The sequence below is a fragment of the Lactobacillus kullabergensis genome (assembly GCF_003151025.1).
Lineage (GTDB): Bacteria > Bacillota > Bacilli > Lactobacillales > Lactobacillaceae > Lactobacillus > Lactobacillus kullabergensis.
Genome location: NZ_CP029477.1, coordinates 1,196,154 through 1,220,714 on the forward strand (window position 1 = coordinate 1,196,154; position 24,561 = coordinate 1,220,714).

The window sequence follows — 24,561 nt, forward strand, 5'->3', positions numbered from 1 at the left end:
AATATAGCACTTATTTTTTTAGGTGTAAAGTGTTTTTACTTAACAGGTTATTTTTTATGAATGATATCTCTTGACCTTCATCCGTTTTTTCTTATTTTTCTTAAATTTCTTACCCATATGTCTCATAGCCATTCGGCCCATTGGAGAATTCATTCCTGGCAAATTATCCATTCCCTTAAAATTACCCTTGGTAATTTTGCTCATCATATCGCGCGCCTGTTTAAATTGCTTAATCATTCTGTTGACTTCAACAACAGGTCGACCAGATCCAGCAGCTATTCTTCTTCTGCGACTAGGATTAAGCAATTCTGGATTTTCTCGCTCTTCCTCTGTCATCGATGAAATAATTGCTTTCACATAAACAATTTGTTTTTTATCAAAGTTGACATTCTTAAGCTGGTGATTATTTGCCATTCCCGGAATCATCTTCATCAGCTGGTCAAGTGGACCCATTTTCTCAACTTGCTCAATCTGATCAACAAAGTCGTTGAAATCGAAAGTATTTTCTTTCATTTTTTCAGCAACTTCTTCAGCTTTTTTGGCATCATAATCCTGCTGAGCTTTTTCAATCAAAGTCAGCATGTCACCCATGCCCAGAATTCTAGAAGCCATACGATCAGGATAGAATTGTTCCAGGTCGGTCAATTTTTCACCTTGACCGGTATAAATAATTGGCTTGCCGGTTACTGCCCTAATGGATAATGCAGCACCACCACGAGTATCACCATCTAGTTTGGTTAAAATAACTCCAGTGATGTCTAAACGTTCATCAAAACCTTTAGCTACATCTGTTGCAGCTTGACCAGTCATGGCATCTACTACCAGCAAAATATTATCTGGTTGGGCAACTTCTTTGACACGTTCAAGTTCCTCCATTAATGGTTCATCAATTTCCAAACGTCCAGCGGTATCAATAATGACATAATCATTTTTATTTTTATCAGCTTGGTGTAAGCCGTCTTGCACTATTTGAGCTACGTCTTTTTGATCTTTTTCACTATAAACAGGAACTTTTAGCTGGTCACCAATTTGCTGCAATTGATCAACAGCAGCTGGACGATAAATATCACCAGCAATTAGCAATGGTCTTGCTTTTTCTTTTTGTATTAATCTGTTTGCCAGCTTACCAACTGTGGTAGTTTTACCTGTACCTTGTAAACCTACCATCATTATTATTGTAGGAATATGTTTAGATTTATTGAGGGAAACCGCGCTTTCACCCATCATCTTGGTTAATTCATCATTAACTATCTTGATGACTTGTTGGCCTGGATTAAGACTTTCCTGAACTTCTTTTCCGAGAGCTTCTTGCTTTATTTTCTTGATAAAATCTTTAACAACTTTAAAGTTAACATCAGCTTCCAGTAATGCCAGTCTAATTTCGCGACTGGCACTATTGATGTCATCTTCTGAAATTTTCCCTTTACCTGTTAAATTCTTTAAGGCCTTTTGAATTCTTTCGCTTAAATTTTCAAATGCCATCGAATTACTCTCCCCTCAGTTGATTTATTAGATCAGTAGTTATTTGTAAAGCCTGGCTTGACTTGCTTTTTTTGAGTGCGACTACAACTTTTGCTAGTTTGTCTTCGATCATATTGTAATCTCTCTGCATATGTAAATTGTCTTCGTAATTTTTTAACAATTTGCGACAGCGACGTAAATTGTCGTAAACTGCCTGACGTGAAACATGATGATTGATAGCTATTTCTCCTAAGGACAGGTCGTTATAATAATAATCTTCAAAATAACTCTGCTGACTCTTAGTTAAAAGACCACCATAATAGGCATATAAATCACCCAATATTTCATTTTTTTCGAGTTCATCCATTACACTCACCTTGAACAAGTATAGCAAAAATGTCAGGAATTGACGATCTTGAAAACCAAAATTTAATTAAAGGTATACTAATGTTTTATTGCTTTTCTCAATAAGAATCTGTATCATAAATTTAATCAACTTTTAGGGATTTTACTATCATAGATATAGAATAACCATTCTTGAAAGTTATCTAATTAGACGGTACACGAATAAATATTAATTTTGTATCGTCTTTTTACTTTGAGTAATCAAACTGTTTTGAAAAAATATTTAAAAGCGTTACACTACACATATTGTTTAAAACAAATTTTACTATATAAAATGTAAGTTCGCACTCAAGTTGTTACCCGTGTGAACTTTTTAAATGGTAGATTTCTTTCAAACAGAATGCTAAACAAAGCTAAGGAGCAATTCAGTGTGAATTTATGGAAATTAATGAATCGAAAAGAAGATCCAGATATTTATCAGGAAAAAGATGGTCACTTAGTCAGAACACTAAAAGTTCGTGACTTTTTGGCTCTGGGTGTAGGAACCATCGTTTCAACCTCGATCTTTACATTACCTGGAGAAGTTGCAGCACTGCACACAGGACCCGCTGTAGCCCTGTCATGTGTTATTGCATCTATAGTGGCTGGCCTTGTTGCCTTTGCCTATGCAGAAATGGCAGCCGCAATGCCCTTTGCAGGATCAGTTTATTCTTGGATCAATGTTATATTTGGAGAATTTTGGGGCTGGTTTTCTGGTTGGGCTCTTTTAGCAGAATACCTAATCGGAATGGCATTTATTAGCTCTGGTTTGTCTGCTAATCTTCGTGCATTGATAGCACCATTAGGCTGGAAATTACCTGCTGCCTTAGCCAATCCTTTAGGCATAAATGGAGGAATGTTTGATTTAGTTGCATTACTAGCTATTTTGCTGGCAGCATTTTTGGTCAGTTTTGGAGTGTCTAAAGCTTCCCGAGTCGAAAATGTTTTAGTGGTAGTCAAAGTTTTAGCAATTTTGCTTTTTGTTGGCGTTGGCTTGACAGTTATTAAAAAAGCTAATTTTATTCCATTTATACCATCATACCGTGCAACAGCTCATGGACCTTTTGGAGGTTGGCAAGGCATTTACGCCGGAGTTTCCATGATCTATATTTCATTCTTGGGCTTTGATACCATTGCATCAAATTCTGCAGAAGCTATTAACCCGCAAAAGACTATGCCACGGGGAATTATCGGTTCGTTGCTAATAGCAGTTATTTTATTCGTAGCCGTCAGTTTAGTTTTAGTTGGAATGGTACCTTATCACCAATATTTAAATTCAGCTGAGCCAGTTGGATACGCTTTAAGAAAAACAGGTTTCGGACATATTGCCACTATCGTTCAGTCTGTTGCTATTTTAGGAATGTTTACCGCTTTGATTGGTCTTTGTATGGCCAGTTCTCGTTTGGTATATTCATTTGGTCGCGATGGTATGATTCCTAAAGTACTTGGTAAATTGAATAAAGAACATCGACCAGCAAACTCATTATGGACAGTTGCAGTTATTGCAATTATTATTTCTGCATTTATTCCTTTCTCATTCCTGTCACAATTAGTTTCAGCTGGAACTCTGATTGCCTTTATGTTTGTTTCTCTGGGAATCTATCGCTTAAGGCCACGCGAAGGAAAAGATATTGTAGATCCAGCTTTTAAAATGCCTTGGTATCCCTTTCTGCCATTTTTAGCATTTCTCGGATCTTTTGTTGTTTTTTGGGGATTAGATATACAAGCAAAAAAGTACATGCTAATATGGTCACTAATTGGTGTCTTTATTTATTTAATTTATGGCATTCGTCATTCTGCTATGAATAAGAAAATGCGTAAATAGCACATCTCAAAAATAAAAAAGTCTGGAAATTTTCCAGACTTTTTTAATACAATTAGATTTACAGATTTTCATCCATATTAAAGGTTAATTTAGACATATTGATTGAATCAATCATCATCTGAGCCCAAAGCTTTTCAGAACGCTTTCTAGTATAGGCAACAGTCTCTTGATTGGCTTTGGTTAGATATGAAGTTAATTCAGTCCCTGATTTATCACCAGCTATTTCGATAATCTTATGCACACGATGACGATAGTATTGATTAAGTTCATTTAGATAATCAGTATCGAGTTGAACAAACTGTGGGTAATGCGTTTCTACAAGTGCTGCCAAGGATTTGTAGTACCACCAAGCATCATTAAGATTATATTCCATTGATGTGTTATTGTAAGAAGGATCAGTATCATTCATATTAGCAAAGAATGGTACAAAAGGCGTGAAAGTTGGCCCACCAATACAAAGCCACATTATTGCTGCTTTGTCAGAGTCAACATCATTTCTAATCTGTAAAATGTGGGAATTTTGCGTTCTATTTAAACCAATTGGACGGAAACGATGCCTCTCTTCTTCCGTGCCTTTGCCAAAAGGATCATACGGAGTGTTTTGGTAATGACTGCCAAGCACAAATTCAATATCTTCTCTGGTTATTTTCTTAGCTGCACGCTGAATAAAAGGTAAATTACCATCGGTTGGATCTTGTTCAATTTCGGGATTAAAATATTTTTGACCGTACCAAACACGATTAGTATTATAAAACCTATCTTGTTCACTATAAGTACCAAAAATATGACGGAAATTCCATCCCTGATGATCAACATTTAAGTTGTGATCGGCAACAAACTCCTGAATTCCCTCGCTCCACATAAAGTTTTTTGTGTCAGCAAAATCTACTTGTTCAATAGAAACCCTATTTGCGGCAATTGCGTAGGCATCATCTGGAATACGTTGCGCTACCCAGTGGTGGCCAGTGACAATTTCCATATACCAGATCTCATTTTTGTCACCAAACAGAACTGAGTTACCTGCTGGTGAACCATATTTAGCTATCAGTTTGCCTAAATATTCAACTCCATTTCTAGCGGAGTGAATATAAGGTAAAACAACTGACTGCATGCAATCTTCATCAAGACCATCTTTTACCAGTGGATCATATGCGAGTGCTCTCTCATTACCATAAGTTGATTCAGTACAAGACATTGCTACATTTTCTTGATTAATACCGCTCTCATCGTAATAACCACGGTTTTTGTAATCAACATTGGGTACAGCAGGAACGGCCTGAGCATTTTCAGGCAAGTCTAATTCAAACTTATTCAACCATGACTTAATTTTACGACCTGATTCATTTTTGGCAGCGGGTCTGATAATAAATTTTTGCGGTGTAATTGGACGAAAAGTGTCATCATTACGAGCAATCATGGTCGAACCGTCAACTGAAGCCTTTTTACCTACTAAAATTGTTGTACATGCACTGTATTCTTTCATTAAATATAAATAACTCCCTTTAAAAAATCTATTCTTAAATTAAATCATGAAATAATCCGACTGCATAGTTTGCGGCATCAAAATCAGCCAAATCGCTAGCTTTTTCACCCAAACCAACTAATTTCACCGGCAATTTCATCTCATTTCTAATTGCTAAAACGACTCCGCCCTTTGAAGAGCCGTCCAATTTTGTCAATACCAATCCAGTTAATTTGGTAGTCTTATCAAAATCCTTAGCTTGAAGGAGTGCATTTTGACCAGTTGAGCCATCTAAAACTAATAGAGTTTCTGTTGGCTCTTCTGGCGCTTGCTTTTTAATTGTCCGTTCAATTTTTTCCAGCTCATTCATTAAATTCTTTTTATTTTGTAAACGACCAGCAGTATCCACTAATAAATAATCATAATTTTCTTTAAGAGCTTTATCAGTCGCATCATAAACAACTGAAGCAGGATCAGCTTGTTCCTTTCCAGTTACTACTGGAACACCGACTCTTTCGCCCCATTCTGATAATTGTTCAACTGCACCAGCTCTGAAAGTATCTGCTGCTGCTAAAAGAACTGACTTCCCTTCATCTTTAAATCTTTTAGCCAATTTACCAATTGTTGTGGTTTTGCCCGCGCCATTTACACCTACAAAAAGATAAATATTCGGCTTACCATCGTTATGAGACTTTAATTTTTCATTTTCGGAATTACCACTTTGGTCATAAAGATTAACTAATTTTTCAACAATAACTTTTTTCAAATCATCTCGCGACTTGGCTTTCTGCAATTTTGCTTCATCTCGCAGTTGGTCAGTCAATTCTTCGGCAGTCTCGTAACCGACATCAGATTCAATTAGCAGCTCTTCCAAGTCATCAAAGAAATCTTCGTCAACAGTCCTGAACTGGGCAAAAAAGCGATTTAATCGAGCCCCAAAGCCCTGATTAGTTTTCTCTAAACCTTTTTCATATAATTCAGTTTCATTTTGCTTTTCGTTATCAGGCTCATCCTCAGTTTCTTGCTCTAAAGATTCTTCTTCCTGAAAAGCTGTCGAATTTTCGTTTTCTGATTCATTCTTTTTTGAAGCTTGTTTTTCTTCAGAGGTTTTCTCTTCCTTGTTTTCTATCTCCTCAGAAGATTCTTGTTGCTCTTTTTCTGACTGATTCTGCAAGTCATCAGCAGCTTTACTATTATCTTCACCAAATAAAGATTTTTTTATCTTATCGAATAAACCCACTGTTATTTCACCTCATTTTTTAATTCTTTTAATGATACGGACAATACCTGTGATACGCCTGATTCTTGCATGACAACACCATAAAGTTGGTCTGCTTTTTCCATTGTTCCTCTTCTATGTGTTATTACAATAAATTGTGTATGCATGTCATATTCTTCTAAGAAATGTGCAAAGCGTGTGACGTTTGCATCATCAAGTGCTGCCTCCACTTCATCCAGTACACAAAATGGTACCGGTTTGACTTTGAGCATAGCAAACAGCAATGTAATTGCTGTCAGTGCCCTTTCTCCACCTGATAATAAGCTGAGTCTTTGCAACTTTTTACCCGGCGGTTGAGCAATAATTTCAACTCCTGTGTTCAATAAATCTTGAGGATTAGTCAAAACTAATTTGGCATTGCCACCTCCAAAAACCACCGGAAATAATTCAGTAAAACTATGAGCTACCTCTGTAAAAGTTTTACTAAAGCGACTACATACTTCTTGATCAAGTTCTGACATCGATTTTTCTAAATTGTCTCGACCCTTTAACAAATCATTTTGTTGTGCATTAAGGAAGTCGTAACGTTTTTTGACATTTTCATATTCTTCAATTGACTTCAGATTAACTGGACCAATGTCCGCAATAGACATGCGATGCAATTTCACATTCTTTTGAAGTTGTGTCCTATTGGTCTCGTTATTTTCTATTTCGGCTTGATTCAATGCGGCCTCATATGTTAGTGAATATTCCGTATTCAAAGTATCTAGACGTTGATCTATTTGGCTATTCAACTGTGCTATTTTCACAGAAAAATCTTTTTGTTCAGCAGCAGCATCTTTACGAAGTTCATAATTACGACTCGCTACCTGATCAAGCTGGTTAATTTTAGCATCATACTGTCCTAATTTAGAACTTAAATTATTAAGTTGTTGCTGCAAATTTTTCTTTTTTGCAATCCCCTCTTTATTTTCGCGTTCAAAGTTCATCTTCTTTTCGTCACCAAGCACATCATTTTCATCAAGTTCTTTCAACTTTTGGGACAAAGTATTAATTTGATTTTGATGCTGCTTTGATTCATTCTTTTTATCGGATTTTTGCTTTGAAACATTCTCCAACTTATTAGCATAAACCGCTATTTGCGGATCAAGTTCGCTTAACTTTTCCTGAACCTCTTGATTCAACTCTGAAAAGTTCTTAATACGTAATTGCAATTCACTAATATCCTGTTTTTGCCGAAGTATTTTCTCCTGCAGTTCTTCCTTCTTTTTTGCAGCCGACTTAATCTTGTTCTTAGTTTCAGCAATTTCCTGGTTGCGTTCTTGCTTTTGTTGTTCAAACAAACTATTCGCAGCCTTTAACCTGTTCACTTCTTTTTCTTGGTTTTGATACGAAAGAGCCGCTTCACCTAATTCTTGTTTAAGATTTTGAAATTTCGATGTCATTTCATTCAACTGCTGAGTTAAAATTTCATTCTTGCTTACAGCATCAGCTAACTGAGATTGTTCATTCTTAATTTTTGCTTTTAAATCATTAATATTTTGTCTTAATTGACTCAGTTCAGCAGTTGTTTGAAGTGGAGAATTGCTTTTTTGATTGCGCACTCCTCCTGTCATTGAACCACCAGGTGAAATAACATCTCCGTCAAGAGTTACAATACGATAGCGAGAAATTCTCTGTCTTATCTTCATAGCATTGCTTATCGTGTCAACTATTATAGTATTTCCAAGGAGATAATTAATTGCAGGAGCAATATCTTGATTAGGTAAACTTTTAACTATTTCGCTAGCAATACCTTGAAATCCGGGAAAAGAAGAAATTGTATTGATAGTTGAAGTTGGTATTGTATATTCTCTTAACCCGTCAAGAGGAAGAAAAGTAGCACGCCCCGCATGATTTTCCTTTAATTTGTTAATAGCATCCCGAGCATCCAGTTTTGATTTAGTGACTAAATCCTGAACCCCATTCCCTAATGCTGTAGCCATTGCAGCTTCATATTTAACAGGAAAGGTAACTAATTCTCCTACTGCTCCAATTACTCCAGGATAAGCAGATAAATTATTTAAAACGTTTTTAACTCCATAAAAATAACCTTCATGACGTTTGCGTATATTTTCCAGAGCATCATAACGCGCATTTAATTGACTAAAACGTTGTTTTTTGGTCGACAATGATTCTTGAAGCGACGACAAATTTTTTTGACTTAATTTTTGCTCATTAGTTAAATCTGCTATCTTTTGTCCTTCAATCTGACAGTTTTCTTTAAGTGACTTACCTTCAGATTTAAGTCGTTTAAGCTCAGTAGTTTCAGTTCTTAGTTCTTCAACAACATTTTCTGTTTGAAACTGGCTATTATCAGAAAGTTTTTTCAGTTCAGAATGCAAATAAACTATTTCATTATTGTTAGAAGTTTGATCTTGCAACAATTGAATATAATCTGACCGAAGCTGCTCTAATTTTCGGTTTAGCTGTTCAGGATCTTCCTTTAGCTGAGCGCAGAGTTCAGTTCTTTTATCATTTAACTTCTCTTGCTCACTTTTTAAATTCTTTTCCTTTTCAAGCAGATCAATTCTATCATTTTCAATTGCCGATAATTGCTTTTTTAGGTCATTCAATTCAGATTGGTATTCTTTTTTAGTAGCTGCGCTATATTGCTTACTTTGTTCCGCAACTTGCAAATTGGTATTAATTTCAGAAAGCTTTTTGGTTAAAGAAAGTAAATCATTTTGAATGTTATCTCTTTGATTATTTAAAGTTTGATATTCTTTTCTTTTAGTTGCCACAGCTGCTTGAGAATCTCTTACTTCTCGATCAAGCTTTGATAACAGTGCCTGATTCTCGTCAGCTTTCTCCTGTTCTTCGTCCTTTTGGCTATCTAAATCCTGAATTTCAAATGCTAATAAAGTTTTTAGTTCACGATCCAGGCCTTTTTTCTGAAACTGATATTCTTTAGCTAAAGAACTTTGTTCGTGAAGCGGTTCAATTCTCTGCTCTAACTCTTTTACAAGGTCGTTGATCCGCACTAAATTATCAGTAGTCTGTTCCAACTGAACTTTGGCTTCTTCTTTTTGTCTTTTAAAATGAAGTACACCAGCTGCTTCTTCAAATAATGAACGTCTTTCTTCCGGGCGTGAATTTAGTATTTGATCTACCCGACCTTGGGAAATAATTGCTAAACTGTCCTGTGAAATTCCAGAATCCAAAAACAGAGCACGCACATCACGTTGTCTGACACTCTTTTTGTTGATTAAATACTCATTATCTCCTGACCTTAAAATCCGTCGAGTTATAACAACTTGATCTTCCTTAAAATTTAGTTCGTGTTTTTTATTGTTAAAAATCAGAGAAACTTCTGCATGATTTGCCGGCTGGCGGAATTCACTTCCGGCAAAAATGACATCTTTCATGTTTGAACCACGCAATGATTTAGCACTTGATTCGCCCATGACCCATCTGATCGCTTCAGTAATATTACTTTTACCACTACCATTGGGACCAACTATGCCAGTAATACCGGTGTCAAATTTAATTTTTGTTTTTTCGGCAAAGGATTTAAAGCCGTCAATTATCAGTTCTGTTAGTGGCACACACTCATCTCCCTAATTGAGCTTACCTAGAGCTGTTTTTGCAGCTTCTTGTTCAGCGGCTTTTTTATTGTGACCTTGTCCCTTAGACAATACTTTCCCATTAACAACTAGCTGGACAGTAAAACTGGAAGGCATTTGTTCTTCTTTTAAAACTTCATACTCAATCTTAACAGGCCCATCTTGTTGCAACAATTCTTGTAAGTCTGTTTTGTAATCTCTTGAAGCATCGAATTTGCCAGCATCAATTAATGGATATACTGTTAAACTTAAAAAATGCTCGACTGCTTCCATGCCTTGATCAAGAAAAAGCGCACCGTTAAAAGCCTCAAAAACATCTTCTAAAAGAGTTTTTCGAGAACGTGCACCTGCTTTTTCCTCACCATGACCTAGATTAATCTCAGCCGGGAAACCAAATTTTTGAGCAAATTCTGCAAATCCTTCAGTATCAACGATATTTGATCGCATTCTAGTTAATTCGCCTTCATTTAGATTTCTAAAATTACGGTAGAGATAATCAGAAATTGCTAATTCCAAAACTGCATCCCCCAAGAATTCCAGTTTTTCATAATCCCGAACACCATCTTCAGGGTGTTCATTAGCATAAGAAGAATGAGTAAAAGCCTCTTCTAATAGTTTAGGATTGTTAAATCTAATTTTGTATTTTGTATCTAATCGTTTAATGAATTTGGTACTGACCATTTTTTCAACTCCTTAACAATCTAAATTATACCAGTTTTTAGCGTTAAAAAAGAAAACTATTGTCCTCAAATGACAATAGTTTTCTAATTTACATTATCAAATAACTTTATTTAATATAACCGACTTTGTACCATATTGGGTGACCGTTATTTGTTTCAGAAGGTTTTAGTGATAAACCAGTTAATTTATTATTAACCGCTTTAATTTTATATGCATTAAAAACAGGTATGACATAAGCCTGGTCAAACATATACTGTTGCCATTCATGAAATTTTTCAACACGATATTTATGGTTAAATGCTTTAGCAGAGTCAATTTCTTTAATCAATTTGTTATTTTCTGGAGTAACAAATCTGGTATAGTTTGCTGGGCCACCTTCACTATATAATCCATTAGGTGATGGTTCCGTAGAAAGACCCCAAGCTCCAAGAAACATGTCTACTTGAGGATTATCGTTTTGAACTTTATCATAAAATGAGTTACGTTCTGTCAATCGACCATTTAAAAGACCTACATTTAACCCAATTTTATGCCACTGCTGCAAGTAATTTTGTATAATTGGTCCTTGTGTAGCATCACCCGACATGGCTAAAAAGTTAATTTTTAGAGGTTTACCATTGGGCTGAACGCGCCATTTGCCTTTTTTCTTATAACCAGCCTTATCTAATAGTTCATTAGCCTTTTTTAAGTTATAAGAAAATCCTTTAACATTTTTATTATATACATCACCATATTGCTTTGGTATTAATGTTGGAATCCTGAAACTCAGATTATTATTATACCGCTTATTGACATCCTCTACATTCATCGCATACCCAATAGCTTGCCTTAAGGCTTTATTATTCATTTTACTATGAGGATTCATAACATTTTTACCTTTTTTAGCGTCAAACTTGCCGACCTTAAATCCTAGGTATGAGTAATATAAAGGAATTTCTGCAATAAATCTCACATCTTTAGTATCTTTTACTTGTTTCCACTGAGCATTAATAACTTGAGCAATATCAAACTTATGTGATTTAATTGCCTGAGAAGTTGAATTAGGAGAAACAACTTGGTAAATAATTTTATCCAGTTTTGGTTTGCCTTGCCAATAGTATTTGTTTGGTACCCATGTAGCTGACTGTCCACGAACTAGTTTATCTAACTTATAAGGTCCAAAATACATTGGTCTTTTTCTAACTTTATCTGAGGATTCGAGCTTGCTAAAAGGTACATCCTTTAAATAGTGATATGGTGAAGCTGATTCCCAATAATAGTCATTACCACTAAAGGCCATTCCTGGTGTCATATAGGAAAAATGCAATATCATTTTGCGACCATTATCACCGTCCGGCAATTCAATTCCTGAAATTTTTTTAGCTTTGCCCTCATGATATTCTTTCATTCCTTTCAAAACTTCCATTTTAGTAGAATATCTTTGAGCTTTAGTATTTTTATTAGCCAATATTTCATATGGATATGCCATATCCTTAGCAACTACTTGTTTGCCATCTGACCACTTAACACCTTTTTTGATTGTAATAGTAATAGTTTTGTTTTTTTGATCCAGCCTCATTGTTGCCGGGCCTTTATCATTTATTTTGTAGTTATCATCTGTATAAAACAAAGATTCTTCACCTGGCGAAGCAACATCTGCATCAGTCGCAGTTACGCTTAATTCATCAGTAAATATTCCTGTAAAAGGCGTATCTGTTTCAACGGCAACTCTAACAGTTCCTCCTTGCTTTGTTTCCTTTTTTGGCAAAGCATTTGGAAATTTACTTGCTTCCTTCGAACTGTCCTCATTATTACTTTTATTTCCTTTATTACAACCAACCAGAGCCATGGCGCATGTGGCTAGAATACCGATGGAGCATAAAAAATTTTTTTCTTTCATCATTCTTCTCTCCTTACAAAAGTACAAACACGATTTAAAACCTAAATCAAATAATAACAAAAAAGAGTACAAAAACAAAGGATTTATTAATTATTAATTAAAATTTTATACAAAATAACATTATTTTTTAGCAAAAATAAAAATCAAGTTTAAGAAACTTGATTAGCTCTATAATTTATCCTGACTTATCCATGTGTAAGCTGTTAATTAGTTTTCTGTTGTATTAAAAAGAAGAGCATCGCATCGCATGCGTGCGTAATCACCAATGTCTACAACATGCTTCAGATGTTTTATGAAGCTTTAGCTACCAAAGATCTGCAGTCAAAAAAGTCATTCATGCTAAAGAAGATATTTGCTGGCAAATGTTCCAAACACTGCTCACTTTTAAGCATAATCTAAGAGCAGTAATTAACGGGATAACATTGAATTATTCCAACGGCTGCTTAGAGGGCTTCAATCGCAAAGTCAAACAAATTGAGTGTACAGCTTTTGGCTACGCCAATTTTTCCAATCTGCTATCCAAGATTAGATTGGCAGAAAACAAGGTAAAAGAAAAAGAACCAAGCAGTTTATTTGCTGCTTGATTCTCCTCATTTAATCTTTGTTAACAGAATTTGACCAAAAAGCCAGTTTTCTAATCTACTTTGGTAAATATCTTTTATTTAGTGTAAGCAACTTTATACCAAAGTGGGTGTCCGTTGTTTTGCTGTGATGCATTTTGTGAATAGCCAGTAAGCTTACTGTTGACTGCATCAATTTGGTATGCGTTAAATACAGGAACAACAAAAGCTTGATCAAACATATATTTTTGCCATTCGTGGAATTTGTTGACACGGTATTCATGGTTAAATGCCTTTTGAGAGTCCATTTCCTTGATTAACTTCGTGTTTTCAGGTGTTACAAAACGGGAATAATTGGACATTGTACCTTCACCATACATTTGTTCCTGGGAAGGCTCTGTTGAAAGACCCCAAGCTGCCATGAACATATCAACATCCGGTGAATCGTGTTGCACTTTATCATAAAATGAATTAAATTCAGTCAGTCTTCCACCAACTAATTTAACATTCAAGCCAATCTTATTCCATTGTTCAATATAATTTTGCATTATTGGTTGTTGAATAGAAGTACCAGACATTGCCATGAAGTGAATAGTTAACGGTTTACCATTAGGTTGTACACGCCATTTTCCTTTCTTCTTATAACCAGCTTTATCTAGAATTTGATTTGCTTTCTTAAGGTTGTAAGTATACCCTTTAATGTTTTTATTAAAATAGTCACCAAATTGTGCTGGAATCAAAGTCGGAATCTGGAAACTTAAGCCGTCTGTATAATGCTTGTACACAGCATCAGTATTCATTGCATAAGCCATAGCTTGACGTAATGATTTATTATTCATTTTGGCATGAGGATTCATTACATTCTTTGATTTTTTATTGTCCCACTTACCAACTTTAAATGCCAAATAACTATAATATAAAGGAATCTTAGCGACAAATGTCACATCTTTAGTATCCTTAACTTCTTTCCATTGACTATTAGTAACTCTGGTGATATCAAATTTATGATTCTTAATTGCTTGCGAAGCGGAATTTGGTGAAACCACCTGGTAAACTATTTTGTCTAATTTAGGTTGACCGCGCCAATAATACTTATTCGGTACCCAAGTAACTGATTGACCACGAACAATTTTTTCGAGTTTATAAGGACCAAAGAACAACGGCTTTTTTCTCAATTTATCAGATGATTCTAATTTTGCAAAAGGAATATCTTTTAAATAGTGGTAGGGAGCAGCTGATTCCCAAATGTAGCCATTACCACTATAATACATACCAGGCTTAAGTTCTTTGCAATGTAAAACTACGACTCGTCCATCTGGACCATCAGGCATTTCAATTCCCGAAATGGTTTTTGCTTTACCTTCATGATACTCTTTCATACCATTAATAATATTGAACTGGCTTGCATATCTTTGCGAATTTGTTGCTTTATTAGCAATAATTTCATATGCAAACTCAACATCTTTTGCAGTAACTTGTTTACCGTCTGACCATTTAACACCTTTTTTAACAGTAATAGTAGCAGTATTTGCTTTGCGATCAAGTTTGAGAGTAGCAGGACCTTTATCGTTTATTTTATAGTGGTTATCGGTGTCAAACAATGATTCCTGACCTGGACTTGAAACATCTGCGCTTGGTTGATCCATTTGCAATTCTTCATTGAAGACTCCAGTAAATGGTGTATTAGTTACTTCTGCAACTTTAATTGTTCCACCCTTTTTAGCAGTCTTAACTGGGGTTTGAACTGGAAACTTGCTGGCAGTTTTAGCACCTTCATTGCTAGTAGTATTACTTTTTCCGCACGCTACTAAAGTTAATGCAGCTGCAGATAAAGTGCCAACAGCACCCCAAAATTTTCTTGTTCTCATAATACATGTCTCCTTCATGATACAAAGTTAATAGTATTTTGGAATCAAGCTAACAGATAAATGTTAGCATTTATCATTAAAATTGCAAGGATAAATTGGTCACTAACACTATATATACATATAATTTTTAAAAGATAAATTATTTTATCAAAAGAGTATTTTATAATTAAATTTAACTAAAAATCAAAACAAAAAACTAATTGCGTTATTTTCGCAATTAGTTTTTTTTCTAATTAAATATTAACTATTTTTTGTAGCCAACTTCATACCAAAGAGAATTACCATGAGTAGGTTTAAGACTATATCCAGTTAACTTGTTATTAACTGCTGTGATAGCATAACTATTCCTAGTAGGAATAATGAATGCTTGATCAAACATATATTTTTGCCATTCATGGAATTTCTCTACACGATACTTATGATTGAAAGCCTTTTGAGAGTCAAGTGAATTCAATAATTTGGTTTGTTCTGGAGTCACAAAACGTTGATAATTGAATGGTGAACCTTCAGCAAAGAAATCAGCAGGTGATGGTTCTGATGACATACTCCAGCCAGCCATAAACATGTCGACAGATGGATCGTCATTTTTAATCTTATCGAAGAAAGAGTTAGCCTCAGCCAAACGACCACCAACTAAGGAAACATTCAAACCAATTTTATGCCATTGTTGAATGTAGTTTTGAATGATTGGACCTCTAGTGGCATCGCCTCCTGCAGCCAAAAGATGAATTTTAAGCGGCTTACCATTAGGTTGTACACGCCATTTGCCTTTCTTCTTGTAACCAGCTTTGTCAAGCAATTGATTTGCTTTCTTTAAATTGTATGTATAACCCTTTATATCACTATTATGATAATCACCAAACTGTGGTGGAATTAATGTCGTTACATGGAAGGTCAAGCCACCAGTATATTTCTTATATACAGAAGAAATATTCATGGCATATCCAATAGCTTGTCTAAGAGACTTGTTATTCATCTTAGCATTCTTATCCATGACATTCTTGCTGTGCTTTGCATCCCATTTACCAACTTTAAAGCCAAGATAACTATATTGTAGCGGAATTTTAGCGACAAAATTTACACCTTTGGTGTCTTTAACTTGTTTCCATTGTGTGTTAATAACATCAGCTATATCAAACTTATGGCTCTTGATTGCTTGAGAAGTCGAGTTCGAAGAAACAACTTGCGAAACTACTTTATCTAATTTTGGCTTGCCACGCCAGTAGTACTTATTAGGAACCCAAGTTACTGACTGACCTCTTACGACCTTAGAAACTTGATAAGGGCCAAAATAAAGTGGCTTCTTTCTAATTTTATCAGATGAATTTAATTTGCTGAAAGGAACATCCTTTAAATAGTGGTAAGGAGCTACAGCCTCCCAAAAATAGCCGTTACCACTGTTATACATTCCTGGCTTTAATTCCTTAAAGTGTAAAACGGCCGTTCTGCCATTCTCACCGTCAGGCATTTCAAACCCAGAAATTGTTTTAGATTTTCCTTCATGGTACTCTTCAAGTCCCTTTAAAAAAGCCAGTTGACTGGTATATCTTTCAGATTGAGTAGCCTTATTGGCAATAATTTCGTATGCATACTCATAATCTTTAGCAGTTACCTGCTTACCATCTGACCATTTAACACCCTTTTTAATGGTAACAGTCACTGTCTTGTCCTTTTTATTAATTTTCATTGTGGCAGGACCCTTATCATTAATCTGATAAGTATCATTTACATCAAATAATGATTCGGCACCTGGAGCGACAACATCAGAGTCAGTTTTAGTAGTGGACAATTCTTCAGAGAAAATACCGGTGAAGGGTGAATCACTTTCTATAGCTAATTTAACTGTTCCACCTTGTTTAGTTTCCTTTTTAGGTACTTCAATTGGAAACTTACTTGCTTTTTTTGCTTCATTTGTGTTGCCGTTATCTGCACTTTTACCACATGCAACTAACGATAACGCAGCAGCAGTTATGACTCCCACAGAGCCTAATAATTTCTTACTTTTCATAGCCTTTAACTCCTTTATCATAGCAACTTAATGGCTTTTCTCAGAACAAGTTAATAATTTAATATTAACATATTAAATTAGAAAATCAATAGTAAAGTTAATTTAATGTTAATCTTATTCATATATATAAATAGCATTATTTAATAAAAAATTTAGCTCACATAAAATAGCAAAATCTTTCGAATTGCTTATATTTCCTAAATACATACTAGTTGCAAGTAAAATAAGTATAAAAAATCCCGAAACGAATAAATTCATTTCAGGATTTTTATAATTAGTTTTATTTTAAAAGTTTATCAATTCTCTCTTTGTCTAGCATCACCAGCACGTGATAATGCCCTTCCGACATAATTAATACTTAGAGAAATCACTAATAACAAGATTGTGGCAGGAAGCCAAAGCCAAGGTCGACTAACAACATTAACCGGATCATTTGCAAATCCAATTAACGTACCAAGAGAAGGAATAGTCGGCGGCAAGCCGTAGCCAATATACTCAAGCGTAGTTTCGATTCCGATATTGCCTGCTATCATTAAAACTACATCAATAATTACCATGGAAGTAATGTTAGGTAAAACTTCACGAAACATAATTTTTAAATCTGACGAACCTGACGTTTTTGATGCTAATACATAATCACGCTCTCTTTGAGACAATACAAATGCTCTGAAATACCTTGCTGTACTTGTCCAACCAAAAAATGAAATTATTAGCACTAAATTCAGTGGGGTGTAATGAGGTATAACACTAACCAAAACTATTTCAATAGGCATTGCAGGTAAAACTTGAATGAAGTCTACTATTCTCATTATGACGGCATCAATATAACCACCGTAATATCCAGAAATTAATCCGACCAAAAGTCCAACCGATTCACATATTGCAGTAACTCCTAAACCAATAAGGATGGAATTACGACTACCCATAATAAGAAGATTAACTATATCACGACCACCATCATCAGTTCCAAGGAAATGACCGGCTGTTCCCCAACTGTAATAAGCATCAATTATATTTGTTTCAGAAACTTTATCGGCATTTAAAAACAGTGATCCGCCGAAAGTCAATAATAAGATTAGAACAATTAATATAAAAGCTGTTAACGCAATTTTATCCTTCACAACTTCTCTTACAATCACTCTGAACCCTGAAGTTGGAGAAGAAACTTTCTCTTTTTTAACTTTTTTAGTTAAAGTACTTTTTTTATTCTCAGTCATATGTTTCTCCTCTTTACTTTATTCTAATCCTTGGATCAACGATGCTCATGATAATATCAGACAATAAATTACCAAGCAACGTTAAAAAGCCAAATATCAATATTAAAGCTGTTAAAGTGGTGTAATCACGTTGACCAATTGAATCCAGGAACAGTTTACCCATGCCAGGATAACTGAAAACCGATTCTACGATCATAGATCCACTGAGAAGTCCAGTTATCACAGTACCAAAAGAAGAAGCAATTGGCAAAAGGGAGTTACGTAAAATATGTTTATTGAAAACAACTTTTTCTGGCACGCCCTTACTATGTGCTGTACGAACATAGTCCTCAACTTTGTTATCTACAATTCCCGTCCTTAAATATTGCACGACAGATGTTGTAGTAATTAGTGCAACTAGAGTACCCGGCAATATGATATGGTAAATTTCACTACCCAAAGTACCCCAAAAACCGGATGCATTTGGTGAAATTGAACCTGAGATTGGGAACCAGCCCAAAGTAAAACCAAATAACCATATTCCTAGTATATAGAAAACAAAAGGAGGAACAGCCAAGGTAATATAATTAAAAATTTGAACAGCTTGATCTTGCCACTCATCTTGGTGACGACCAGCACTAATACCCATAGGGATGGCAATAGAATAACTGATTATAGTAGAAAATAAAGATAACCAAAAAGTATTCACAGCCCGATCTGCAATTAATGAAGTAACAGGTACATGCTGAATATAGCTTGTACCCAAGTCTCCTTTGAAAAGATTGCCAACCCAACGCGCATACTGCACAGGTACAGGGTCATATAATCCAGCTGCTCTTTTTAACGCCTCAATTTGTTTAGGATCAGTATTTGGGTTAATTTGACCTGAAAATGGATCACCTGGCATCATTTTAGCTAAGAAAAAGACCAAAATACTTAAAATAATCAATTGCGGGATCATAATTAAAATTCGTCTTAAGACCGTTTTCCACATGGTTATGCCCCCTCCTTTTCATTTTTCTTTTCTTCATTTAATTCATTTTTCGGTAAAGCCACTAAATGTTTGCCAGAAACTTGTTGCAAAGGGAACACACGACCATCTTTGTCATACCACTTGCCTTGATCATTTTGAAACTCTTGTTCAACTTCTTGACGGTGTTTCTTATGCTCATCGCGATGTTCAACATCAACTTGTGGTATTGCGGAAAGCAGCCTTTTAGTATAAATATGCATTGGATGCTTGTAAATGTCTTCCCTTGAACCAATCTCAACCAAGCGACCACGATGCATAATCGCAAGATTCTCCGACATATGTTTTACCACACCAAGGTCGTGAGAAATGAAAAGATAGGCAATATTATATTGTTGCTGAATATGCTTCATAAAGTTTAAAACTTGTGCCTGCACAGACAAATCCAAAGCACTAGTAGGCTCATCAGCAACAATTAAACGAGGATTAGTTGCAACCGCACGAGCTACGCCAATTCTTTGTCTCTGTCCCCCAGAAAATTCATGAGGGTATTTGTAAATTGAATCGCTAGGCATACCAACAATATCCAGCAGCTCTTGAACTCGATCACGTTCTTGATCTGTAGTTAAATTTTCAAAATTTCGAATTGGTTCAGCAATAATATCTTCAATTCTTTTTCTCGGATTTAAACTCGACATTGAATCTTGAAAAATCATTTGAACGTCTTTATTGTAGTTGAGTTTATGCCTATTTTTGGCCTTAGTAATATCTACACCCTTATAAATAATGCTGCCACTAGTCACAGGCTCAACACCAACAATGGCCTTACCAGTAGTTGACTTGCCTGATCCAGATTCACCAATTAAACCATAGGTTTCACCTTCATTAATAGTAATACTAATATCGTCAACTGCTCTGACATAGTCAGTAATCCGGTTCCAAAAACCTGTTCGTATGGGATAATGAACTTTTAAGTTTTTTACTTGTATGATTTCTTTAGCCATAAACTACTCCCCACCTACTTCATCTTGAAAGTGGAACGTCTTCCAGCAAGTACATCTTACCCAGTGACCAGGCTCAACTTCATGCATTACTGGGTTCTCTTCATGAGCACTGGCAGGAATCCATGGAATTCTAGCAGCAAATCTGTCGCCTTTTCTAGGCATATTTTGCAATGATGGAACCGTTCCTTGAATAACGTGCAAATCTTCTTCCTCATCTTCAGATTGAGGCATTGAATTTAACAAGGAGCGAGTGTATGGGTGCAGTGGATGCTCAAAGACAGTTTTTACATCGGCTTTTTCTACTATCTGCCCACCATACATAACTGCAACTTGATCAGCAGTTTCAGCAACTACCCCTAAATCGTGAGTAATCAAAATAATACCAGATTGGGATTGCTTTTGAATATCTTCAAGCAGATCCAAAATTTGAGCTTGAATAGTAACATCCAAAGCGGTAGTAGGCTCATCTGCAATGATAATTTCGGGCTTACATGCAATTGCCATAGCAATCACGACCCTTTGTCTTAATCCCCCTGATAGCTCAAAAGGATACATTCGAAAAGTTTCTTCTGGTTTTGGCATACCTACTTGATTGAATAATTCAATCACACGATTATAACGCTCTTTTTCATTCATATCTGTATGATAATAAAGCGTTTCAGCTACCTGATCGCCAACACGCATCAGCGGATTTAAACTAGCCAATGGATCCTGAAAGATCATGCCAATTTTGTCTCCACGTATTTTGTTAAACAAGTTTTCATTTAATCCAACTAAATTTAACTCATTATATAGAATATCCCCAGTTACTTTCGTATTTTTATGGTCGTACAAGCCGATAATACTCGATGCAATTGTACTCTTACCACAACCAGATTCACCTACGATGGACAAAATTTCGTTCCGCTTCAACGTTAAATTAATATCATCTGCAGCATCATAAAACTTTCCATTTAACCGATATGCAGTATGCAAATGCTGGATATCTAGCAAGAGATCACTTTGTTTTTCCAAAGGTCATTTCCCCTCTCAAATCTTCAATGAATTTATTAAAGATATTTAATAAATTTATTTAATTTCTAATTATAACCGTGAAACATTTTGTATGCAAATTAATAATGAATATTTTTTAGTTATTTTTGGTGATCTGCAACATAATTAACTGCATCACCAACTGTTTTAATTTTTTCTGCATCTTCATCAGAAATCTCGGCGCCGAATTCATCTTCTAGTTGTAAAATGAATTCCACTAAGTCAATGGAATCAGCGTCCAAATCACTTTTGAAATTAGTCTCATCAGTTATCTTTTCTTTTTCAACTTCAAAATTATCTGCTAATATATCTCGAATTTTAGTAAAAATTTCTTCTTTACCCATGTTTTTACTCCTTATTTTCAACTGCAAATTCTGCTTTAAAATTATCAATTATTTTTTCCTGTAAAATTTTATCAATTTGTTTAATTGTAAAATAAACAGCACGCTGACCAGAGCGGCCATGTGTTTTGACTACTGGAGCATTGACTCCGAGTAAAACTGCGCCACCATATTTGTCAACATCAAATTTTGAAACTAACCCTTTTAATGCTTTTTTGATCATTAATGCACCTAATTTAACAAAAGGTCCGTTATCAAGCAAGCTTTCCTTCAAAAGATGTATCAAAACCCCTGAAGTTCCTTCAATATTTTTTAGAACCGCATTGCCAGTAAACCCATCTGTTGCAATCACATCAGCTTTGCCATCTAATAACTCGTTACCTTCGATATTCCCTATAAAATTAAGTTTGCTTTCCAATAACAGCTGGTAGGCTTTTTGATGAACATCATCACCTTTATCACTTTCAGATCCATTATTAAGCAGACCAACACGCGGATTTTTGACTCCCCGCACTTTTTCTGCATAATACGAAGCCATTTTAGCCCAGGCTAGCAGGTATTCTGGTTTACTTTTAGCATTGGCACCCACATCAATCATATTGAATCCATCATCGGAATTTTTTACAGGCAATGTTGGCATGAATCCCGGTCGAGCCACACCTTTAATTCGTCCTATTATAAATATGCCACAAGCTAAAATAGCTCCGGTATTACCTAATGAAAAAAGTGCATCAGCTTTGCCCTGCTTCACAAATTGTGCTGCCACGACAAGTGACGAATCTTTTTTTGATCTAATTGCCTTAACTGGCTCATCTTCATCTAAAATAATTTCAGAAGTATTGACTACTTGTGTGCGACTGCTATCACTTCCCAATAATTCTTTTATTTTTTTTTGATCGCCAAAAAAAATGAATTTTGTTTCAGGTAAGTCCTTTTTGGCCCGTAATACTGCTTTTATAATTGCTTCAGGGGCATTTTCACCGCCCATAGCGTCAATAGCAATAGTTCTCATTATATCCTCAACCTTTACTATGTTCTCTTTTGCTGTAATTGTTTATATTCTATCACTTGTTTTAAAGTTTTATTTTCTGATTTTTGCAAGAGAGGATCAAGTTTAATTAATTTTCTAGCCTCTTTTTGTGCTACTACCATAGTATCGTAGTTATTAACTACATCACCAACTTGAAATTCAGGAAGACCAGATTGAGCTTTACCAAAAATATCTCCTTCTCCCCGCATCTTTAAATCTTCTTCAGCCAATTTAAATCCGTCTGTTGTTGATGCCACTATTTTCATACGAGCTTTACCTGCCTGTGTGTTAGGATCAGCCAAAAAAATGCAATAACTTTGGGTTTTACCTCTCCCTATTCGCCCTCTTAATTGGTGAAGCTGACTAATTCCAAAACGATCAGCATTATAGATAACCATCATATTAGCGTTTGCCACGTCAACACCAACTTCAATCACACTGGTAGCAACTAAAATATTAATTTCTCCAGCTGCAAATTCGGACATAATTTCATCTTTTTTATTACCAGGCATTTGACCGTGAAGTAATACTACTTTTTCATCAGGGAAATCTTTACTGAGTTTATCATAAAGCTGTTCTGCATTTTTTAAATCTAATGCTTCTGATTCTGTGATCAAGGGTGTTACAGCATATACCTGAAATCCCTGCTTTAATTGCTCGCGCATTAGCTGATAAACCTGATCCATTTGGGTACTCGTTTTCCATGAAGAAATTACTTTTTTTCTTCCTGCGGGGAGATGTCGTATTTCAGATATAGACATGTTGCCATAAACCGTTAATGCCAGAGTTCTGGGAATCGGGGTAGCAGTCATAGAAAGAACATCAGGCAAGTTTCCTTTATTAATTAAAGATTGCCGCTGATTAACACCGAACCGGTGCTGTTCATCGATAATTACTAATCCTAATTTTTTAAAAATTACGTTTGACTGAATTAAAGCATGCGTACCTATCACAACATTAATTGTGCCATCGGTCAATTCTGTATAAATTTCTTTTCGTTCCAAAGCTTTCGTAGAACCTGTTAACAGCGCACATCTTACACCTAGAGGCCTTAGCAATTCATCAATCTTTTTAAAATGCTGAGTCGCTAATATCTCTGTAGGAACCATCAGTGCAGCTTGAAAGCCAGCAGTTACAGCCGCAAAAATTGCATATACTGCAACAATAGTCTTTCCTGAACCCACATCGCCTTGTAAAAGACGCTGCATTTGTCTGGATGAAAACAGGTCTGCAAAAATTTCGTTGATAACCTGCTTTTGATCCGTGGATAATTCAAACGGCAAAGATTTAGTCAATTTAGCAACTTCATTCAGGTCATATTTCTTGGGAATCCCTTTGTTTTGTGGATTGACTTCAGTTAACTGAGCTAGTTCAGTTTGAAAAATAAAGAATTCTCTAAAAATAGCACTTCTTTTTGCAATCTGGGACTCATTAAAATTTTGCGGGTGATGCATTTTTTGTACAATATTTTTTTCAGGAAGCAAACGATATTTTCGTCGAATATCCACTGGAACAACGTCATCAACAGTCGGCAAATATTCATCTAAAGCAATATTAATGAAATCAATTAATTTTTTTTGCCTTAAATGCCGGTTAACGGAGTAAATTGGAGCCATGCCACTATCATTTTCTTTGGCTGCAATGAATTTAAAACCCGCTAAACTTTGTCTTGAGATATTGTATTTGCCATAAACTGCAACTTCTTTACCTACCTCAATTTTTTCTTTCAACCAAGGTTGATTAAAAAAATTGACCATGACTACATCATGGTCAATTCTCAATTTAAAACTAAGTCTGCTCTTTTTGTAGCCAAATCTGCTTACAAAGGCTTCAGTGGCCACAACTCCCTTTAGCATTACCTTTTGACCATCCATGATCTGGTCAAGTGGAATCGTTTGAAGTTCATCATAGCGAAATGGAAAATAATATAACAAATCATAAATGCTATATATTTCTAAGCTTCCAAGTGCTGCAGCAGTTTTGGTTCCAACTCCTTTTAAATCAGTAACAGGTGCAAATAATTCTTTTGCGTACAT

At 35.3% G+C, this 24,561-nt stretch carries 17 protein-coding genes and 1 pseudogene; 2 read left to right on the plus strand and 16 right to left on the minus strand.

What is annotated here, in order from left to right; translation table 11 throughout:
• Positions 1–54: 54 nt before the first annotated feature.
• On the minus strand, positions 55–1,482 hold the full coding sequence (gene ffh / locus DKL58_RS05655; protein WP_109586419.1) for a signal recognition particle protein: 1,428 nt from the start codon (positions 1,480–1,482) through the stop codon (positions 55–57).
• Positions 1,483–1,486: 4 nt separating this feature from the next.
• On the minus strand, positions 1,487–1,828 hold the full coding sequence (gene ylxM, locus DKL58_RS05660) for a YlxM family DNA-binding protein (protein WP_034981574.1): 342 nt from the start codon (positions 1,826–1,828) through the stop codon (positions 1,487–1,489).
• A gap of 408 nt (positions 1,829–2,236) precedes the next feature.
• Here ylxM and DKL58_RS05665 point away from each other — a divergent pair, with 408 nt between their 5' ends.
• On the plus strand, positions 2,237–3,670 hold the full coding sequence (locus DKL58_RS05665) for an APC family permease (RefSeq protein WP_162542334.1): 1,434 nt from the start codon (positions 2,237–2,239) through the stop codon (positions 3,668–3,670).
• Between the two features lie 58 nt (positions 3,671–3,728).
• Here DKL58_RS05665 and DKL58_RS05670 read toward each other — a convergent pair whose 3' ends face one another.
• From DKL58_RS05670 to DKL58_RS05690, 5 genes are all read right to left on the minus strand, one after another.
• A complete protein-coding gene (locus DKL58_RS05670) occupies positions 3,729–5,153 on the minus strand; it encodes a C69 family dipeptidase (RefSeq protein ID WP_045928240.1) in 1,425 nt (474 codons plus the stop codon).
• Between the two features lie 34 nt (positions 5,154–5,187).
• The gene (ftsY, locus tag DKL58_RS05675; protein ID WP_109586420.1) at positions 5,188–6,372 is read right to left on the minus strand and encodes a signal recognition particle-docking protein FtsY; all 1,185 of its coding nucleotides are present in this window, start codon (positions 6,370–6,372) and stop codon (positions 5,188–5,190) included.
• 2 nt (positions 6,373–6,374) lie between these two features.
• Positions 6,375–9,938 carry a chromosome segregation protein SMC gene (gene smc / locus DKL58_RS05680; RefSeq protein WP_109586421.1) on the minus strand — a complete coding sequence of 1,188 codons (3,564 nt, stop codon included), beginning with the start codon at positions 9,936–9,938 and terminating at the stop codon, positions 6,375–6,377.
• A 12-nt stretch (positions 9,939–9,950) separates the two neighbouring features.
• On the minus strand, positions 9,951–10,637 hold the full coding sequence (rnc, locus tag DKL58_RS05685; protein ID WP_045928242.1) for a ribonuclease III: 687 nt from the start codon (positions 10,635–10,637) through the stop codon (positions 9,951–9,953).
• A 106-nt stretch (positions 10,638–10,743) separates the two neighbouring features.
• A complete protein-coding gene (locus DKL58_RS05690; protein WP_109586422.1) occupies positions 10,744–12,516 on the minus strand; it encodes an oligopeptide ABC transporter substrate-binding protein in 1,773 nt (590 codons plus the stop codon).
• A 362-nt stretch (positions 12,517–12,878) separates the two neighbouring features.
• On the opposite strand from DKL58_RS05690, the pseudogene DKL58_RS05695 reads away from it, so the two are divergent.
• Positions 12,879–13,100 (plus strand): annotated as a pseudogene (locus tag DKL58_RS05695) (transposase); the annotation flags it as partial.
• A gap of 74 nt (positions 13,101–13,174) precedes the next feature.
• Here the strand turns inward: DKL58_RS05695 and DKL58_RS05700 are convergent.
• The 9 genes from DKL58_RS05700 to recG form a co-directional block, all read right to left on the minus strand.
• Complete coding sequence (locus DKL58_RS05700) at positions 13,175–14,944, minus strand: oligopeptide ABC transporter substrate-binding protein (RefSeq protein WP_109586424.1); 1,770 nt, start codon at positions 14,942–14,944, stop codon at positions 13,175–13,177.
• Positions 14,945–15,188: 244 nt separating this feature from the next.
• Positions 15,189–16,952, minus strand: a complete 1,764-nt coding sequence (locus DKL58_RS05705; protein ID WP_109586425.1) for an oligopeptide ABC transporter substrate-binding protein — start codon at positions 16,950–16,952, stop codon at positions 15,189–15,191.
• 296 nt (positions 16,953–17,248) lie between these two features.
• Positions 17,249–18,169 carry an ABC transporter permease gene (locus tag DKL58_RS05710; protein ID WP_109586426.1) on the minus strand — a complete coding sequence of 307 codons (921 nt, stop codon included), beginning with the start codon at positions 18,167–18,169 and terminating at the stop codon, positions 17,249–17,251.
• 13 nt (positions 18,170–18,182) lie between these two features.
• Entirely contained in the window at positions 18,183–19,142 is a 960-nt protein-coding gene (gene opp4B / locus DKL58_RS05715) for an oligopeptide ABC transporter permease (RefSeq protein ID WP_045928247.1), read from the minus strand.
• 2 nt (positions 19,143–19,144) lie between these two features.
• A complete protein-coding gene (locus tag DKL58_RS05720; protein ID WP_045928248.1) occupies positions 19,145–20,122 on the minus strand; it encodes an ATP-binding cassette domain-containing protein in 978 nt (325 codons plus the stop codon).
• A gap of 3 nt (positions 20,123–20,125) precedes the next feature.
• The gene (locus DKL58_RS05725) at positions 20,126–21,136 is read right to left on the minus strand and encodes an ABC transporter ATP-binding protein (RefSeq protein ID WP_045928249.1); all 1,011 of its coding nucleotides are present in this window, start codon (positions 21,134–21,136) and stop codon (positions 20,126–20,128) included.
• 119 nt (positions 21,137–21,255) lie between these two features.
• Positions 21,256–21,498, minus strand: coding sequence for an acyl carrier protein (acpP, locus tag DKL58_RS05730; protein WP_109586427.1), 243 nt, complete (start codon positions 21,496–21,498; stop codon positions 21,256–21,258).
• A 4-nt stretch (positions 21,499–21,502) separates the two neighbouring features.
• Positions 21,503–22,507: a phosphate acyltransferase PlsX gene (plsX, locus tag DKL58_RS05735; RefSeq protein WP_109586428.1), complete on the minus strand. Its 1,005-nt coding sequence runs from the start codon at positions 22,505–22,507 to the stop codon at positions 21,503–21,505.
• Between the two features lie 17 nt (positions 22,508–22,524).
• Positions 22,525–24,561, minus strand: a complete 2,037-nt coding sequence (recG, locus tag DKL58_RS05740; protein ID WP_109586429.1) for an ATP-dependent DNA helicase RecG — start codon at positions 24,559–24,561, stop codon at positions 22,525–22,527.